At 51.0% G+C, this 17557-nt stretch carries 12 protein-coding genes and 1 riboswitch; of the genes, 5 read left to right on the top strand and 7 right to left on the bottom strand.

What is annotated here, in order from left to right:
• Positions 1-14: 14 nt before the first annotated feature.
• On the bottom strand, positions 15-2639 hold the full coding sequence (locus JVX88_RS15280) for an ATP-binding protein (RefSeq protein WP_211628164.1): 2625 nt from the start codon (positions 2637-2639) through the stop codon (positions 15-17).
• 143 nt (positions 2640-2782) lie between these two features.
• Positions 2783-2975, top strand: a riboswitch (cobalamin riboswitch).
• Positions 2976-3011: 36 nt separating this feature from the next.
• Between JVX88_RS15280 and JVX88_RS15285 the strand changes: the two genes are divergently transcribed.
• The 3 genes from JVX88_RS15285 (at position 3012) to JVX88_RS15295 (ending at position 5591) form a co-directional block, all read left to right on the top strand.
• Complete coding sequence (locus JVX88_RS15285) at positions 3012-4133, top strand: sirohydrochlorin chelatase (RefSeq protein WP_317134643.1); 1122 nt, start codon at positions 3012-3014, stop codon at positions 4131-4133.
• 174 nt (positions 4134-4307) lie between these two features.
• On the top strand, positions 4308-4535 hold the full coding sequence (gene sipA / locus JVX88_RS15290) for a regulatory protein SipA (RefSeq protein ID WP_211628165.1): 228 nt from the start codon (positions 4308-4310) through the stop codon (positions 4533-4535).
• Between the two features lie 201 nt (positions 4536-4736).
• A complete protein-coding gene (locus JVX88_RS15295; protein WP_211628166.1) occupies positions 4737-5591 on the top strand; it encodes a M48 family metalloprotease in 855 nt (284 codons plus the stop codon).
• A 14-nt stretch (positions 5592-5605) separates the two neighbouring features.
• On the opposite strand, the gene JVX88_RS15300 is transcribed toward JVX88_RS15295, so the two are convergent.
• Complete coding sequence (locus JVX88_RS15300) at positions 5606-5968, bottom strand: carotenoid oxygenase family protein (protein WP_211628167.1); 363 nt, start codon at positions 5966-5968, stop codon at positions 5606-5608.
• Positions 5898-6194 carry a cupin domain-containing protein gene (locus tag JVX88_RS15305; RefSeq protein WP_211628168.1) on the bottom strand — a complete coding sequence of 99 codons (297 nt, stop codon included), beginning with the start codon at positions 6192-6194 and terminating at the stop codon, positions 5898-5900. Before JVX88_RS15305 ends, JVX88_RS15300 begins: the two co-directional genes overlap by 71 nt.
• Positions 6195-6298: 104 nt before the next feature.
• Between JVX88_RS15305 and JVX88_RS15310 the strand changes: the two genes are divergently transcribed.
• Together JVX88_RS15310 and JVX88_RS38460 are read left to right on the top strand one after the other, a co-directional pair.
• The gene (locus JVX88_RS15310; protein WP_211628169.1) at positions 6299-9292 is read left to right on the top strand and encodes a sensor histidine kinase; all 2994 of its coding nucleotides are present in this window, start codon (positions 6299-6301) and stop codon (positions 9290-9292) included.
• A complete protein-coding gene (locus tag JVX88_RS38460) occupies positions 9198-12647 on the top strand; it encodes a type I polyketide synthase (protein WP_225931589.1) in 3450 nt (1149 codons plus the stop codon). The genes JVX88_RS15310 and JVX88_RS38460 overlap by 95 nt, the downstream gene beginning before the upstream one ends.
• On the opposite strand, the gene JVX88_RS15330 is transcribed toward JVX88_RS38460, so the two are convergent.
• The 4 genes from JVX88_RS15330 to JVX88_RS15345 form a co-directional block, all read right to left on the bottom strand.
• Positions 12541-12966 (bottom strand): glycosyltransferase family 2 protein, encoded by a 426-nt coding sequence (locus JVX88_RS15330; protein ID WP_211628170.1) that lies wholly within the window; start codon positions 12964-12966, stop codon positions 12541-12543. The genes JVX88_RS38460 and JVX88_RS15330 overlap by 107 nt on opposite strands.
• Positions 12967-13197: 231 nt before the next feature.
• On the bottom strand, positions 13198-14415 hold the full coding sequence (locus JVX88_RS15335) for a glycosyltransferase (protein ID WP_211628171.1): 1218 nt from the start codon (positions 14413-14415) through the stop codon (positions 13198-13200).
• 173 nt (positions 14416-14588) lie between these two features.
• Positions 14589-15647, bottom strand: coding sequence for an N-acetyl-gamma-glutamyl-phosphate reductase (gene argC / locus JVX88_RS15340; protein WP_211628172.1), 1059 nt, complete (start codon positions 15645-15647; stop codon positions 14589-14591).
• 506 nt (positions 15648-16153) lie between these two features.
• Complete coding sequence (locus JVX88_RS15345) at positions 16154-16903, bottom strand: aspartate/glutamate racemase family protein (protein ID WP_211628173.1); 750 nt, start codon at positions 16901-16903, stop codon at positions 16154-16156.
• Between the last annotated feature and the right edge of the window lie 654 nt (positions 16904-17557).

The raw sequence follows: 17557 nt of genomic DNA on the forward strand, positions 1-17557 counted from the left end.
TGCATCTGAGAAAGTCAAGAAGATAGCTGCAACGCCGGGCTGTCCTGCGACGAAGCAGGTATCGTGGTCAATGGAATTACAATTACGAACTCCGTTCCTTTGCCAAGTTCAGAATTAACCTCGATGCGTCCGTTGTGCTGTTCCACGATTGCATAGCAGATCGACATTCCCAGCCCAGTTCCTTTACCTACCGGCTTTGTGGTGAAAAAGGGATCATACAACCGTTGTTGCACCTCTTTTGACATTCCCGTGCCGTTATCCGCAATGCAAACCATGACTTCCTTGCCGTGCATACCATTCACAAGCTTGGTCTGAACCCGAATTGTTGGCGTTGGAGAGTTCTCCACAGCATCGATTGCATTGCTGAGAATATTCATGAACACTTGATTGAGCTGACTCGCATAGCAGGTAACTTCGGGCAAGTCTCCATATTCTTTAACAAGAACAATCTCTGGGCGATCAACTTTGGCTTTCAAGTGATGCTGCAAAATCAGCAGCGTGCTTTCAATTCCCTCATGGATATTCACAGGTTTCATCTCGGCTTCATCCAAGCGCGAGAAGTTTCGTAAGGAGAGGACAATCTTTCGAATCCGATCAGACCCTACCTTCATTGAGTGGATTAACTTCTGGGTATCCTCCTGTAAGAAGCTCAACCCCGTGGTTTCAAGTTTGGCTTGAATCGCAGCTACTGGCTGGGGATAGTGAGTTTGGTAGAGGGCAATCAGCTCGAATAGGTCCTGAAAATAGGTCTCAGCATGGTTAACATTGCCGTAAATAAAGTTGACGGGGTTATTAATTTCATGCGCAATACCCGCCACCATCTTGCCCAGCGATGACATTTTTTCAGCTTGAATTAACTGAATTTGGGTCGATTGCAATTTCTCCAATGTTTCCGTCAGATGTTGGTTCTTGTTGTGTAACTCCTGGGTCCGCTGTTCAACTTTCTGTTCCAGTGTGTTGTAGAGTAAAGCGTTTTGCAACGAGATCGCGGCCTGTGCCATCAGCAGTTGCAGTACCTCTACCTGATCGCTCGTAAAGGCTCCCGGAGTCAAATTATTTTCCAGATACAGAATGCCAATCAACCGGCCCTGGTTATGAATCGGTGTACACAAAGCGCTCTTGGGTTGGTGGGCCAGGACATAGGGATCGGCGGAGAAAGGGGCTTCGATGCGAACATCATCGATAATCAGCGTTTCGGCGGTGCGAGCCACATAATTCAGCATCGATTCTGGCACCACTTGACTGGATTCCACTGCCATAGCCGATCGTAACGTTGGTGCAACCTGATCCCCCGACTGAGCGGCAACCACCCACTGCTCGTCTTGGCGCAACATCAGCACGCTCTTCTGTGCTCCAGCATTTTCAATCACCACCCCCATCAACTTAGATAACAGTTGATCGAGTTGAATTTCGCTGGAAAGGGCTTGAGATGCCTTAATCACGGTAGTCCAATCTAATGCTTTAGAACCACCCAGGCTGTTGTAGGCAGAACTAGAGCCGGTAGAGCTGAGGGTAACTCGTCTAAGCGGCATTCGTTCAGGCTGCGGTGCCGTGATCAGCAGGGTGGGATAGTCTTGCTCCAGTCGGACTACTTTTGTCTTGGCGCCCCAGCGAACATAGGCGTAGTAAGCATCGGTCAAATAGACCTGAGCGATCTTGGCTTTGCCCCATTCCAGGTAGAATTTGCCCGCAAGTTCATTGGCTAGCGCTTCTTCCTGGTAATAGGCATGAGTGGCTGCACCCGCAATCGCCTGATCATAATGCTCTATTGCCAGCGTTGGTTGTCCCAAAACGCGATATTGTTCTGCGGCAATCAGATGGACTTTGTGCAGAAAATTCATCGGTGCGGCGTTTGCCCATTGCTGCATCTTTGCCTGGTTACTCTGCACTTTTTCTAAAATTGCGGACTGCTCCAGTGCGGTTGCATCAGGATAACTCGCCAATCTAGCCAGTGAATCGTAGAAATAAAATGCCGGAATGAAATACAAGCCCGTCACACCGTCAATATATTGCTCGGCTATTGTTGCATAGTGAACGGCCTGCTGAATTTCCCCAAACAAGTAGCTGATAATCAGTTTATTGAAATAAACCTGATAGATCGCGTACCGATCATCCGCCTGTTGATGCAACAGCAACGAGGATGTTTCATCATACGCCTCTCCGACCAAATGAGCCGGATTCTCTGGCGATTCCAGCAAGTTTAATACAGCCTGTCGATAAATTTCGTGATAGGTCAGTGTGTTAATTTGCTTGATTTGAGTCAATGCCGCACTGTAGGTCGCGAATTGTCCTGCGAGCTGATTCAGTTCTTGCCCGCAAAAGTAGGCATACTCGTTGTGGTGCAGAATGCAATAGGCGGCATACTCAATATCCCCCACTGCCAGACCATTGTGATACGCCTCCAAAAGCGGCCCAAGCGAACCGGATAGGAGTTGCTGCCAGTGCGTGATCATCCCATAGACAATCGTAAAGGTTTTCGGCTTCAGGGTTGTGGCATCGAGTTGCTCCAACAACTGAATCGCTAACTGGCCAAAGCGATAGGCGGTTTGCGTATCCCCTTGGGTAGCGAGTAACAGCCCATAGTTTGCGTAGGCGAAGGCAGACCAGGCTGAATTGCCATCACCGGTGATTGCTCGCATCCTTTCGGATGGTGCTCCGTCCACTCCGCCTCAGTTTCAAGCTTTTCCTCAGCCGTCCGTTCGGCCAACCTTACCACCGTCGAGCCGCTCCAAAACCAATATCCGCTGGTAAGTATCCCCTCCCCAGGTATGTTTAGCTACAGGCGATGAGATAAGATAGCGGAGCAAACGTGAACAGTAGCTTGAGCGGGAAAGTTTGGTGTAATGCCAACGCTGTGCCGCAACTGTGAGAAAAGTTTTAGGTTCTAAGTTTTAAGTTCTAAGTTTAGTCATTCAAAACTTAAAACTCAAAACTTTTTTAAGCCAGAACACCGTCTTGCTGCTTTTTCACTCTATTTCCTGCGTCGCACAGGGAAGGAGTCCGCTCTCTCCATGACTTTTACCAATAGTAATCATTTGATTCAGGTCTCCCCAGCTGACACCTTGCCGTTCATGCCAGCATCGAGTCAATCGGTGATCCTGCCACCACTGCCGCTCCAGCGTCCTGTCCTGTTGATTGGGCACGGGAGTCGGGATCTAGAAGGACGTCAAGGTCTGCTCGATTTTGCCACCGCCTATCAAGCGCTCGATTCGTCCCGTCCGGTAATTCCCTGCTTCTTGGAGCTAACCGAACCCACGATTCAGCAGGGAGTTGACCAATGCGTTGAGCTGGGCTACACCGATTTATCGGCACTGCCAATTCTGCTGTTCGCGGCTCGCCATAACAAGTTTGATGTTACGAACGAACTAGATCGCGCCCGCCTGCGCCATCCACAAGTGAAATTTCACTATGGTCGCCACTTTGGCATCACTCCTGCCTTATTAGACCTGTGGCGCACGCGGCTGGAGGAATTAGACCGCCCAGAGTGGAACCCTAGAGGCATCGGCCGGCAAGATACGGTGCTGCTGTTTGTGGGGCGTGGTTCCAGCGATCCGGATGCCAATGGCGATGTGTTCAAAATGGCGCGTATGCTCTGGGAAGGCAGCGGCTACCACACTGTGGAAACCTGTTTTATAGGGATTACCCACCCCCGATTGGAGGAAGGTTTCCGTCGCGCTCGGCTATACGAACCAAAGCGAATTATTGTCCTGCCCTACTTCCTGTTTACAGGAGCGCTCGTCAAGAAAATCTTCATGATTACAGCAGAGCAGCAGGAGTTATACCCAGACATCTCAATGGTTTACCTACCGGAAATGGGGCTGCATCCCCAGCTATTTCAGGTATTGCGGGAACGCGAAATCGAAACCCAGCTTGGGCAGGTGCAGATGAACTGCGAAATGTGCAAGTTCCGTCTAGCTGCCGTTGGTCAGGGTGGCCATCACCATCATGACCACGCGCACGACCATGCGCATCACCACGACCACTCCGATAGCCCGCACTCCCACAGCCACGGCCCTTCTCATGGTGATCACCATGCCCACAGTCATGACCACGCGCACAGTCATGACCATCCAGCCAGCGACCCCTACGCTGAGCCAGAGCAATATCATCAACGCATCTGGCAAGTACCGTAAGAAACCGTAAGAAAAGTTTTGAGTTTTGAGTTGGCATGTGGCGTACTTCGCTCTGTCTGCCACCGAGACATTTGTGAGCATTTTTGTAAGCGTTGTAGGATCTGAATGTAGGTGCTAACCAGTTTGGTTCACTGACCTCCTCATTGACCTAACTCAAAACTCAAACCTTTCACTATGACTGATGCTAAAGAATTTAATGTGGGCGATCGGGTGCGAGTGATTGCGCTGCCTGCCTATGTCAAAACGGCTGAACCGATGCCGATGCTGCGTCCACCCAACGTGATTCAATTGGGCGAAGAGGGAGTGGTGCTAGATCGGCGTCCGGGTGGGTTTTGGGGCGTGCGGTTTGCCAAAGGCGCGTTTCTGATGGACAGTCAGTACATTGAAGCTGTTAGCAACTAGACCAAGCCCAGAACAAGATCAAGCCCAGAAAAAGATCAAGCCCAGAAAAAGACCAATTCAGCCACAGCAGGTAAGCAAATCCGTACTACCAGGATCGTGCGTTTCACTGTTGTATTCAGGCCATAGCCGATACAATTCAGATAACTATCAATTTGCCGCATCTGGATAGTTTAATACGGTATTCACTGGGGTTATCGGTATATGAATCAAGCTAAAACCGTTGCGCTATTAGGGTTACTGAGTGGGCTGCTGATTGCACTGGGCTACTGGATCGGGGGATCCAGCGGTGCGCTGATTGGGTTGATCATCGCAGCAGTGACCAATTTCGTCTCCTGGTACTCTTCAGACAAAATTGCTTTGGCGGCCTATCGTGCTCAGCCACTGAGTCAGGCACAAGCGCCCGAACTGTATGCAATGGTGGAGCGCCTATCCCAACGGGCTGGTCTACCGATGCCGCGTCTATATGTGGTGCCATCCATGGGAGCCAACGCCTTCGCTACCGGACGCAATCCGCAAAATGCTGCCGTGGCCGTGACGCAGGGCATTGTCAACCTACTGCCAGCCGATGAACTCGAAGCCGTGATTGCCCATGAACTGAGCCACATCAAAAATCGCGATACCCTAACCCAGGCCGTAGCTGCGACCGTGGCTGGAGCGATTTCCTATCTGGCCCAGGTGATGCAGTTCGGCATGATGTTTGGCGGAGGACGAAATCGGGAGGGCGGCAATCCGTTTGGCATGTTGTTTGCGATCATCCTGGCTCCGTTGGCGGCTTCCGTAATTCAAATGGCGATTTCACGGACGCGGGAGTTTGAGGCCGATGCGGGAGCAGCCCGTTTGACTGGAAATCCCCGCGCTTTAGCCAGAGCCTTACAGCGGCTAGAAGCGGGTGCTCGTCAAATGCCGATGCAGGCAAATCCAGCTTTTGAACCGCTGTTGATCATCAATCCGTTTTCCGGTCAGTTTTTGGCCAACCTATTTGCTACCCATCCGTCTACAGAAGCTCGGATTCAAAATCTACTGCGGGTAGAACAGGAATTGGGAATCAGCGCTTAATCGACTCGTCAAGCCTATCGATGCAGGTAGGACCAAGACGACGCAATCGGATCAAAATACTGACCGTGAAAATCGAACGGCAGGTGATAAGGCAACTGGACCCGCGCCATTTCATCCCAAGAGTGAGCATTCAAGATTAACAGGAACGAGTTCTGAGTTTGGCTGTCTAGTCCAACTGATAAAATCACTCCTTCATCCTCGGTTGCCGCATCGGGGACTGCTACAAACACGGGTTCACCAGGATAACAGTCAGATTGATGCCAGATCTGAGCGTTTCGGTTCTGGACATCAACCTTGACGAGTTGATCAATAAAGTAACCTGATTGCGAACACCCAACGCCTGTGATACGTATCAGGCGGCATAAAATCTCTGTCACCCGGCCCTAACTCAAATGTTCCGCTTCCCGCAACCGTAAGCTCAAGGCGTCCGGAGATAACCCAATGCGACTGGAATGTTTCGTGTTTGTGAGGTCCGTAAAAGGTACCGGGATGGTCTGCCCATTGAAATACGGAATAACCTTCCATTATCATTCGGAGGCGAAGCATCGCGGCATTAGGGGCAGCAACCTCCGTCCATCTTTCGATCCGATATTCTGATGACATAGCAGCGACCTTGTTGTATTGGGCCGATGTGTTATCGGTAAACCCATTGACACAAATTCCGGGCTCTAAGATAATCTCTTAACTCAAAACCTCCGGCCCATTCTATGACATCCTTTGAGATTGTGAAAACGCTTCGCATCACCGCCCTGTCGCTCGCAATGTTTTGCGGACAGATCGCGGCTAACGATATCCTCGATATCGCGTCGCCGGCTTTTAAGATCTTTACCGATGAGAGCGGGCTCCCATCTAATTCAGTAATGACCATAGATCGCGACGCCGTCGGAAGAACATGGGTCGGAACTCAGGATGGTGCGGCATATTTCAACGGCCACCATTGGATCGTGGTAAATATGCCCGATCGCAACATCTCGAACTACATCTACGATATCCTTCACAGTTCGGACGAAAGCACTTGGTTCGCGACCGACGGCAACGGCGTGCATCGTCTTAGCAACGGCGTTTGGACAAGCTTCGGCCCTGAAAACGGGTTGACAGGCAATTTTGGACGCGTTCTCCTGGAAACTTCCGATGGAAGTATCTGGGCCGGGACCCGCGACGGTTTGTTCCGATTCGATGGCGTTAAATGGACGCGTATCGAACTTGGCAGTGAGACCGGTCGCAGCCGCATCCGTTCAATGATCAGAACGAATGACCAGAACGGAGAGACGGTTTGGGCGGGAACGTATGGCGGGCTTGTACGGATCAAGAATGGCGAGACCAAGGTTTTTGATACATCGAACGGAATGCCGCATAACACAGTATTTGCTCTGTTCGATGCATCAGAATATGACGGGACGCCGAGAATCCTAGCGGGCACGGACGGAGGACTTGTTTCGATCAGCGGCGATACGATCGAAAAAGCGGTTGGCCCGGAACAGCTCGAGAAAGGCATTCGAAGCATTGCCGTCTCACGTGGGTTCAATGATGAGAAGATCCTTTGGGTCGGGACTGATGGGAATGGACTTCTAGCTCTGGAAAAAGGCCGGTGGCAAACCTATGACCGAAAACGCGGGCTGCCAGGCGACACCGTTTTCGCGATAGCCGATGCAAACGTCGGAGACGGCTCCGTATGGATATCTTCACTCGGCCACGGGATCGCACGGCTGGAACGCGGCAATTGGCACACCCTCTCTGAATCACATGGCCTTGCTAAACGAGTTGTTTTTTCGACGACCGAATTTGCCGACGGATATTGGTTCGCTACGTTCGGCTCCGGGCTTTCAAACCTGGCTAACAGCAAATGGACAACAGCCAATGATCGCAACGGTCTTCCGAGCAATTTCATTTACAGTCTTTCTCGTACAAGCGCCGATGGCGGTCAAAAATTGATTGCCGGCACTGAGAACGGCGTTGTTGAGCTGGTGGGCAGCGGATGGAAGCCCTATCGCTGGCCAGAACTAAGAACGGAAACGTGGGCATTTCAAGAGAGAAATGTGAACGGCCGATCTATACTACGCGTCGGCACATCACGCGGGCTTGTGGAATTCGCTGACGGTGCCACAGCCGTCTTTAATTCGAAGAACGGATTGCCGGATGATCGCGTACGCGACATCGTTGAAACTATCGATGCACAGGGCAGGGCCGAGCTTTGGGTCGGAACCTATGGAGGCGGCGTCGCTCGCAGATCCGAGGGTAACTGGTCAGCGATCGACGTAAACTCGGGCCTTCCAAGCAATCGCGTTCTCGCATTGCTCGAACATACGATCGCCGGCCGGAAAAAGTTGTTGGTCGGCACAAGCGGCGGGATCGCGGTAATGGATCTAGAGGACGCGGCTTCGCCAATAGCCGTGATCGATACCGAGAACACACCTGGGCTTTTGAACAATTACATCCTGGATCTTGTGGAGGACAAGAAAGGTCGGCTATATGCTCTAACGAATCGAGGTGTCGCAAGATTTACGCAGGCCGATGATGGCTCGGGCAAGTTCGACGTTCTGACATTCACTACGGAAGACGGGCTGCCAAGCAATGAATGCGTATCGGGTTCAGCTTTCATTGACAGCAAAGGACGGCTTTTTGTCGGAACCGTAGAAGGTGTAGCAATCCTTGATCTTGAGAAAGAGATCAATGAGAGCGAGCCGCGAACTTTGTTGATAGAGAGTATTTCCGTCGCGGGTCAGGAGCGAAGCGATCTGGCAGGCACAGAACTCAATTATTCTGATAATAATATCAGATTCGGCTACGCCTTACTTTCCGATTTTCGTGAGCACGCAACACGATACAAGACACAGCTTACCGGATTCGAAGACAAGCCGTCCGAATGGACAAGCGAGCCGATGCGCGAATTCTCTTATCTCCCGGCCGGCACCTATGAGTTTCGCGTTTGGGCAAAAGATCATCTGGGAAACATTTCGACCGCACCTGCTGTCCTGTTCAGTGTTCGGCCCGCCTGGTGGCAGACGTGGTGGGCAATGCTTCTGTATCTTCTGGCCGTCGCAGCGATAGTTTCGTTCATTGCATATCTGATCTACCGGAACCGCCTAAACCGGGTAATGGAGATAGAAAGAGTCCGAGCCCGGATCGCGACCGACCTGCACGATGATATCGGTGCTAGTCTTTCGCAGATCGCGATCCTCAGCGAGGTAACGGCACAAAAGCTGCGGACGGGTAAACAGGTTGAAACGAAGCCGCTTGCCGACATTGCTGAGACCTCTCGCGACCTGATGAATTCGATGAGCGATATTGTTTGGGCGATAAATCCCCAACGAGACCACCTGATCGACCTTGTGCAGCGAATGCGGCGATTTGCGATCGAAGTAGTATCAGCGAAAGATATCCGACTCGAATTCAACGCCCCCGAGGCCAATCTTGGCGGACGGCTCGACCTGGATACACGTCGTCAGATCTACCTCATATTCAAAGAAGCTGTGAATAATTGCTCAAAGCACGCAAATTGCGACAAGCTGAAGGTGAACATTAGCCGAAAAGGAAATGTTTTTGAGATGACGATATCAGACAATGGGACGGGCTTCGCCGCAGACACTAATTGCAGCGGAAACGGCCTTGCAAGTATGCGCCAACGAGCGGAAAGCGTCGGCGGCGACCTGGTCCTCGTTAGTCGCTGTCCATCTTGCCTGTCAGAGCTTACACAGCGGTGAATCGAGTCTGGCTTTAGCCGGTGGCGTCAATCTGATTTTGGCTCCTGAAGTCACGATCGTATTATCTCAGGCACAGATGATGGCGAGCGATGGCCGCTGTCGCACGTTTGACGCGGCTGCTAATGGTTATGTGCGTGGCGAAGGCTGTGGCGTGATTGTGCTGAAGCGCCTCACCGATGCTCAGCGAGACGGAGACCGAATCTTAGCCTTAATTCGGGGATCTGCAATTAACCAGGATGGTCGCAGCAATGGCCTCACGGCTCCAAATGGTTTATCTCAGCAGTCCTTGTTGCGGCAAGCCTTAGGCAATGCGGCTGTATCGCCAGACCAAATAAGCTATGTGGAACTACACGGCACGGGTACGGCGCTGGGAGATCCGATCGAAGCAGAAGCTTTGGGTGCGGTATTAGGGCAGGGACGAACTACAGCGCAGCGTTGCGCCGTCGGCTCGGTCAAAACAAATATTGGTCATTTAGAAGCAGCAGCGGGCATTGCCGGATTGATCAAAGTCGTGTTGGCACTCCAGCATCGACAGTTGCCGCCTAGCCTCCACTTTCAATCTCCTAATCCCTATATCCCACTGGACCGATTGCCACTCAAAGTCCAGCAAACGCTGGAGGAGTGGACTCCGGATCTGCGCTTAGCAGGCGTCAGTTCGTTTGGGTTTGGTGGCACGAATGCCCATGTAATTTTGCAAGCAGCCCCAACGGATGCAAACCATCGGCCTACTGATACTACTGCGACCCATCCAGCCACTAATTTAACCTATCTTCTCCCGCTTTCAGCCCGCAGTCCTGAGGCGCTCCGGTCACTGGCTCAGTTCTATCAGACGTTCCTCACCACCCACGCTGAGGTAAATTTCGAGCAAATTTGCTGCACCGCCAGCACCAAACGTAGTCACCACGATTATCGCTTGGCCTTAGTCTGCCGCGATCGCGATCAAGCCTGCACCCAACTCCAGGCATTCTTGGCCGCCGAATCCAGCAGTGGACTTGCAACCGGACAACGGCAACGCAATTATCGCCCCAGACTAGTCTTTGTTTGCTCTGGGCAGGGATCACAGTGGCTGGGAATGGGACGGCAGCTCTGGCAATGGCCGATTAGTCAGGATGTTTTACAGCAGTGCGACCAGTTGCTGCAAGCACACACGAATCAGTCGCTGCTAGCCCTGTTGCAACGAGAAGACCCCGACTGGCTCCACAATACGGCCCAAGTGCAGCCCGCTCTCTTTGCCCTCCAGGTTGCCCTCGCAGCTCTGTGGCGCTCTTGGGGAATTCAGCCAGATGCCGTTGTTGGGCATAGCCTCGGAGAAGTGACAGCCGCTTGTGTTGCCGGAGCCTTGAGCTTAGAGGACGGCGTGCAGATTGTGATTCACCGGAGTCGCCTGATGCAGCAAGCGAGTGGTCGAGGCAGCATGGCCGCCGTTGAGCTATCGGTTGCTGAAGCCGAGTCGCTCATTGCTCCCTATCCGCATCGCTTAGAGATTGCGGCAATCAATAGCCCGACATCGCTGGTATTGTCTGGCGATCGAGAACCATTAACAGCCGTGCTGAGGCAACTGAACGATCGGCAAATTTTCTATCGGATGTTGCCAGTTGATTGTGCCTTCCATAGTTTCCAAATGCAGCCATTCCAGGAGCAGCTGATTCAAGCACTGCAAGGAATTTGTCCTCGGAAAAGTAGCATATCTATGATCTCAACGGTGACTGGCAAACCAATCACTGGCGAAGCATTGACACCAGAGTATTGGGCCAAGAATATGCGAGAGCCAGTGAACTTTGCAGCTACTATGAATACGTTAGCCAAATCAAAATACAATACATTCATTGAAATTAATACTCACTCAATTCTAACTACAAATATCTATCAGTGTTTACAACATATCAGTTATCCATTAACAATTATCTCATCTCTACAAAAACAAAAAGATGAACAACATAGTTTATTAGTTTCTCTTGGCAAATTATATACATCTGGTTACCCAGTTCAATGGCAATGCATTTATCCCGCAAAACAGCCAATGGTTGACTTGCCCACTTATCCGTGGCAGCGACAGCGATATTGGCTAAACCAAACGGCATCGATTAAACGAACCGAGCGACGAATTCAATCTGTAACATCAGAAGCTAGATTAACTAACGCAGATGAAAACATCATAGCCTCTACCTTTGAACCAGCCGATTGGAGAATCACCCGTCAACAACTTCTGGCCACTGCTACAGCCGACCGCCAACCTGCCCTCGAAACCTATCTGAGTCATTTACTGTCCCAAGTGCTGGGCATTGCCAGTAGTCAACTCGATCCAGAACAGCCCCTGGTTAGTCTGGGATTAGACTCGATTGTAGGGATGGAGCTAGTGAATCGAATTCAGGCCGATCTAGAGGTGAAAGTTCCTCTAGACTACTTTGCCGGTCTTACCATCAGCCAATTTGTCACTCAGGTTTTGCTGCTGGTTGAGAAGACCGAGCAACCGATCGAGAAGTCTAAGGAGAAAAAGGTCAACCCTGAACCTGGATCTGCCGCTTCCAAAAGCGTATGGATTCATCACTTGCAGCCTAATTCCCAAGCTGCACTGCGCCTATTCTGCCTACCTTATGCCGGTGCAGGAGCCTCTCTGTTTCGAGCTTGGCAGGAGCACGTCTCCAGTTCGATCGAACTTTGTCCGATTCAGTTGCCAGGCCGAGAGGAACGGCTCGGAGAACCTCCTGTGACCCGCTTACCGGCCTTAGTAGAACAGTTAGTTCCCCAGCTTCAACCCTACCTTGACAAACCGTTTGCCGTGTTTGGTCACAGCTTAGGAGCCTTGATCGGCTTTGAGCTGACGCGCGAACTCCGACGGCAAAACCACCCCCTGCCTGTTTGTCTATTTGTCTCTGGCTGCCGTGCACCCCAAATCCCTGATTTCACCCGCCCGGTTCATCGCCTACCCGATCAGCAGTTTGTAGCCGCACTGAAGCAATACAATGGTCTGTCTGACGATCTTCTACAGCACCCAGAAGTATTGCAATTCTTTCTGCCGATTCTACGGGCCGATTTTGCCATCTGGGAAACCTACTTCTATAAAACTGAAAACCCGTTGTCTATGCCAATTTTGGCATTTGGCGGTGAGACCGATCCGAAGGTGAGCCGTACCGAGCTAGAAGCTTGGCAAACCCAAACCCAAACGCAGTTCTCATCTATTTTCTTGCCTGGCGATCATTTCTTTATTCGTCAGCATATAGCTACGATTGCAGTTAATGTCACCAAAGCTATTTATGAAGCCGTCCGCACACAATTGCGAGTTGGGGGTTGCGCCTCAGAGCCGCCAACGCCTTGTCGATCCAATCGGGCAGCAGCTCACAGTCACCATCAATAAACTGGACATACTCGATCTGAGGGAAATGGTCGATCAGATAGCGGAATCCCGTATTGCGCCCGCGCGCCATAGTAAAAGGAACCGACATATCCAGCTCAATTGCGTGCACACCTAAGGACCGAGCCATTTCCACGCTGCCGTCAGTTGACCCCGAATCAACATAGACAATCGGCATTCCCGCCGGAAGCTGGGCTAGCAGCGACTTGAGGCAACGCACGAGCCGTTCCCCCTCGTTCCGCCCAATGGCAACGACGCCAATTTGGTTGATCGACTGGCCTCCGTGGCTACTCTTCCCTACCGGGTTTACAGTTTCACTCATAGGATTGGTTCATATCAGCACCTGATGCCATGATCACAAGATTGGTAGTGACCGTGTTGCTAGTGACCGTTAGTGACCACATCATACAAATTAATCGGTTCCAGAACTGGGCCTGAAATCTAACCTGGAGGTTTCACGGAAGCTTAATGCCGGTCTAGATAGAATCCACCAAACATCAAGAACAGATAAACTTTTCCAGGTTATTCGTTCGAGTTCAGCATTTCAGTTCAGCTATGCTTGTGCCAGTTGCACCGAAGTTTCACTGATTGGCTGCTGTTTATATAGTCCAGAAGTCAGTCGGTGCTGATAGAGCCACTGCTGGTTTTCTGGCGTAGCGTTGACCCAGCGCGCCAAGAGATCGCCCATTTTGACTGGTAGTTGGAGTTGGTGCCAGGTGGCGGCAGTGGCTTCTGAAATCTGGCTGTAGAGCGCTGCATCGCTGAATATAGCTTCGATCTGGTTAGCCATGGCCTGCGGCTGACCGGCTGGGAATAGCATCGCATTGACTCGATGCCGCAACTGGCGGACAAACATGGGATGATCCGAAGCTACGATTGGAGTGCGCGAGCACAGCGCTTCATAAATCGTCAGAGGAAATCCTTCTGGATAGGCGTGACGACTTGGAACTAATACCAGATCCGCCGAACGCATCAGCGGAATAATGGATTTGTTGTCCACCAAGCCCAAAAATTCAACTGCATCAGTGATGTTCAGGGTGACTGCTTTCTGTTGGAACACCTCCAGATCGCCCTCGCCAGCCAGTTTCAGAGTAACCGGGACGTTCTTGGAGCGCAGCAGGGCCACGGCTTCCAACGCATCTCCTACGCCTTTGGCCTCTGCGATCAACCCCACATACACCAAGGTGCGGGGTTCATTATCTGTAGATAGGGTTTTAGCGGAGAAAGCATCGGGTGTCAGCGGGTAGGGCCAATCCCAAGGAATGATCTTGTTTGGGTTAACGCCAATCGAACGCAGCGACTCCGAGGCAGTGATGCCGTGGTTTGCTACCCACTGAATCTGGGGATGGTTCAAGGCTCTCACGAGCTGAAAATTACGCAAGCGCTGACGCCAGTTTTTACTATTGAAGGAATCGGCCAAGCAGGTGATGGTGGGAACCTGACGCTTGATAGCCCAGTTGAGAATTTCGCGGCTGGGAATGTTGAGAACCAGATGGGTAGGCTGATAGGCTTCGATCTGCTGGATGATAGTCTTAAAGTCAACCGGATGCTGGCAGCCGGCTCCAATCGCCCGCACGCCATTCGGCAGCTTTTCGTTGTAGGGAGACTCAGTGATGCAGCATAGCACCGCCACTTCTTCAGCAAAGGGAGTCAGATCTGCCACCGAGTTTACTGAATACTTTTGAGCGTGATAGGTCTCACCTTGGCCAGCGGCAAATCGATACACGGCTTCCCGGTAGTCGCCTGCATACTGCACGATGATGATTCGCATTTCAATCAACTCCAGTCGCTGCCTTTCGAGTCTAAGCAAAAATGCTGGCAACTTGGAGTGATCTCAGCCAGAATTCTTGGCTTTTTCATCCGAATATTAAACTTCTCCAAGATTCTGCCAATTTCCAGAACCGAAGCAGCGGACTTTGAATACAGCCGATTAATTTTATTGATCTAGGGATAGAAGCTGAGTTTGGGTAAGCCAAGCGTTTCCTCCCAGCCCATCATCAGGTTCAAACACTGAATTGCTTGACCTGCCTGCCCTTTCATCAAGTTATCGATAGCCGCCATCACAATCACTCGGTCAGTACGCGGATCGACTTCAATGCCGATGTAGCACAGGTTTGTTCCCTGTACCCACTTAGTTTGAGGGTAGGTACCGCTGGGTAGAATTTTGACCCAAGGCGAAGAGCGGTAGAACGCTTGGAAAATCGTAATCAAATCGTCTCGGACTAGGCCGGGATCGCGCAGGGTGGCATAGACGGTTGCCAAAATGCCCCGAATCATCGGAATCAGGTGCGGCGTAAATTGAATCATTACCTCGTGCCCTGCCAGATCGCTGCATACTTGCTCGATCTCGGGCGTGTGACGATGACGAGCCACGTTATAGGCAGCCACAGACTGGTCGGCTTCAGCCAACAGCATATTCACAGCTGCTTTTCGTCCGGCACCAGACAGTCCTGTTTTTGAGTCAATAATTGCCGTTTCGGGAATGATCAGCCCTTGCTTTAGCAGCGGAGATAGCGCTAAGAGGCTAGCCGTGCAATGGCAACCCGGACAGCCCACGAGCTGAGCTTCGCTAATCCGGTCGCGGTAGAGTTCGGGCAAGCCATAGACAGCGGTTTCGGCAACGATGTGATCGGTGCGCTCTTTACCATACCAAGCTTCGTAGGTTTCTAGATTGGTGAAGCGATAATCGGCAGACAGATCCAGCACCTTACAGCCTTTGGCAAGCAAAGCAGGGGCCATGTCACAGGCCAAGCCGTTCGGCAAGGAAAGAAACACAACCTGGCAACGATCGCCAATGGCCTCCAGATCAATGGCTTCGATCGTCAATTTGACCTGATTGCCCAAGTGGGGATAGAGATCGCTAAAGGACTTGCCAGCGCTACTCTCACCGCCCAAGTAGACTAGCTCTAGATTGGGATGGTCTTGCAGAAGGCGCACAAGCTGTACACCTCCATAGCCAGAGGCTCCCACAATCCCTACTGGCACACGTCCTGAATCACCCATGATGCCTTACCGTTCCATGCTCTTAGTAGAAATACAATAAAGTAACTCGACCAACTACGTCTATTAAGAAAACTGCATTCTAATCTAAACTTTTGCCCTAAGGCGTATCAAACATTGCCCCAAGCACCATTGCCCAAAACCTCTGTTCAAAAACCAAGTTCAAAAACCAACGTCAAAGCCAGCAGTTAACTTAGGTAGGCTGCTCAAAATTGCTCAAACTCAGCAAAAGAAACAGATGTGGAGCCGTCTGCTGGTGCGCTCTAGGTGGGGGGTTGATTTCAATAGAAGACTGCATGGTCGATTCCTCCAAGAAGAGGGAGCCAGAGCTGACGAGGATCTATCAGCTCTATGACTTGTTTAGGCACAACTCAGCCTATTTATGCACTTCAAGGCTTGGCTGGTAAGAACAATGGTGATGCAACGACTCATAATCTAAACATTGCTGTCAGCAAAGCAAGGATCGCACCAACAGAAAGCAGGAATCTATCAAAACTATGCGGCGCTGGTTAGCAAAACGGCGGTTGCATATGTTCAGGAAAACCCTTGATCGGTTTGATCCCCGGAAATTGGTAGGTCAGCGCCTTACTCGTTTGCTTCTTCAGCCCAACCAAGGCTTCTGCCAGCTTCACCGCCGCTGCTACTGCATCAATCACTGGAACTTCCAAACGCTGTTCCAATTCCACATCTAATCGACTCATCCCTGCACAGCCTAGGCAGAGGGCTTCCGCCTTGTCTTCAGTGATAGCCAGTCGTCCAACCTGCTCTAGCGCGTCAATTGTCGCTTGGCGAGCCGTCTCTGTTTCGATGACTGCCAGTCCAGTTGTGCGGATCGAAACACAGCGATGGGCAAAGCCAGCCTTATAAATCGTCTTTTCAATAATATCCAGCGTGCGATGCTGCGTCGTTACTACCCCCCAGCGGGCCGCCAGCATATTCGCTACATACATACTGGCTTCCGCAATCCCAATCACTGGCTTGGTCGTAATTTCGCGAGCCGCCTCCAGCCCTGGATCTCCCCAGCAGGCAATCACAAAGGCATCAAAATCATTGTTAGCCAGGATAATTTGTTCCAGAATGCCCGGAATTGCCAAATACTCATCGTAGTAGCACTCCAACGATTGAGGGCCAGCTTTGGGCTGTGTCGTCACCACCTCAGTTCCAGGGAAACAGGCGGCCTGTGCGGATTCATCAATCCCCTGAGTCATCGGCTCAAATGTGTTGCCGTTAATTACATTAATTCGAATGGGACGCTGCATAGGATACTCAAAATCAGTTGGTGGCGCTATTGATTATCAGCCACTATATAGCAGTCTTCAATGAATTGTGAATATCTGCTGAAGGAGCCGGACTAGGGGTTACTAATCGCTGAATCAGTTGCTCAGAACCTGCTCAGATCAGCTGACTAGTCTGTCCAGAGCTTATCTTTGAATTTTGTCGCCATACTGAGGCTACTGATTTAGAAAATTACAGCGTTCATAAATAGGTTGTGAACAAGGGGGTGCAGGGGCAGTGCCCCTGCATCCCGTTCAAACTCAAGAAAGGATGGCTGTAAATTACCACAATAACTGTGTCTACGGAACATTCACAATCTACTTGTCTAATATTTACAGTCTGCTTCCGGATAGGCAATTTCACACTTATCCTTTGTCGCAGTTGACTATATTCTGACAATTTAATAACCCTGTCCTGACTTTGGTATGACTGTGGCATGACTCCTAATTAACTAAAACGAGGCTAGATTGATTTTAACCACCTGCATGAAAGCGCTTCGCATTTCAAATCAGGTGCACCGAATCAATGCATCAAGAATCAATGCATCAAGAATCAATGTATCAAGAATCAATGCATCAAGTCGCTTGCAAAAGCAGCACTTGCGGGCAAGAGCCAGTAATCAGGAGCTAGCATTTCCA

The organism is Leptolyngbya sp. 7M (assembly GCF_018128485.1).

Bases quoted from the DNA above. Each gene is read 5' to 3' on its own strand.
- JVX88_RS15280 (WP_211628164.1), bottom strand. From the start codon at position 2,639: ATGCGAGCAATCACCGGTGATGGCAATTCAGCCTGGTCTGCCTTCGCC.
- JVX88_RS15285 (WP_317134643.1), top strand. From the start codon at position 3,012: ATGACTTTTACCAATAGTAATCATTTGATTCAGGTCTCCCCAGCTGAC.
- sipA (WP_211628165.1), top strand. From the start codon at position 4,308: ATGACTGATGCTAAAGAATTTAATGTGGGCGATCGGGTGCGAGTGATT.
- JVX88_RS15295 (WP_211628166.1), top strand. From the start codon at position 4,737: ATGAATCAAGCTAAAACCGTTGCGCTATTAGGGTTACTGAGTGGGCTG.
- JVX88_RS15305 (WP_211628168.1), bottom strand. From the start codon at position 6,194: ATGTCATCAGAATATCGGATCGAAAGATGGACGGAGGTTGCTGCCCCT.
- JVX88_RS15310 (WP_211628169.1), top strand. From the start codon at position 6,299: ATGACATCCTTTGAGATTGTGAAAACGCTTCGCATCACCGCCCTGTCG.
- JVX88_RS15330 (WP_211628170.1), bottom strand. From the start codon at position 12,966: ATGAGTGAAACTGTAAACCCGGTAGGGAAGAGTAGCCACGGAGGCCAG.
- JVX88_RS15335 (WP_211628171.1), bottom strand. From the start codon at position 14,415: ATGCGAATCATCATCGTGCAGTATGCAGGCGACTACCGGGAAGCCGTG.
- argC (WP_211628172.1), bottom strand. From the start codon at position 15,647: ATGGGTGATTCAGGACGTGTGCCAGTAGGGATTGTGGGAGCCTCTGGC.
- JVX88_RS15345 (WP_211628173.1), bottom strand. From the start codon at position 16,903: ATGCAGCGTCCCATTCGAATTAATGTAATTAACGGCAACACATTTGAG.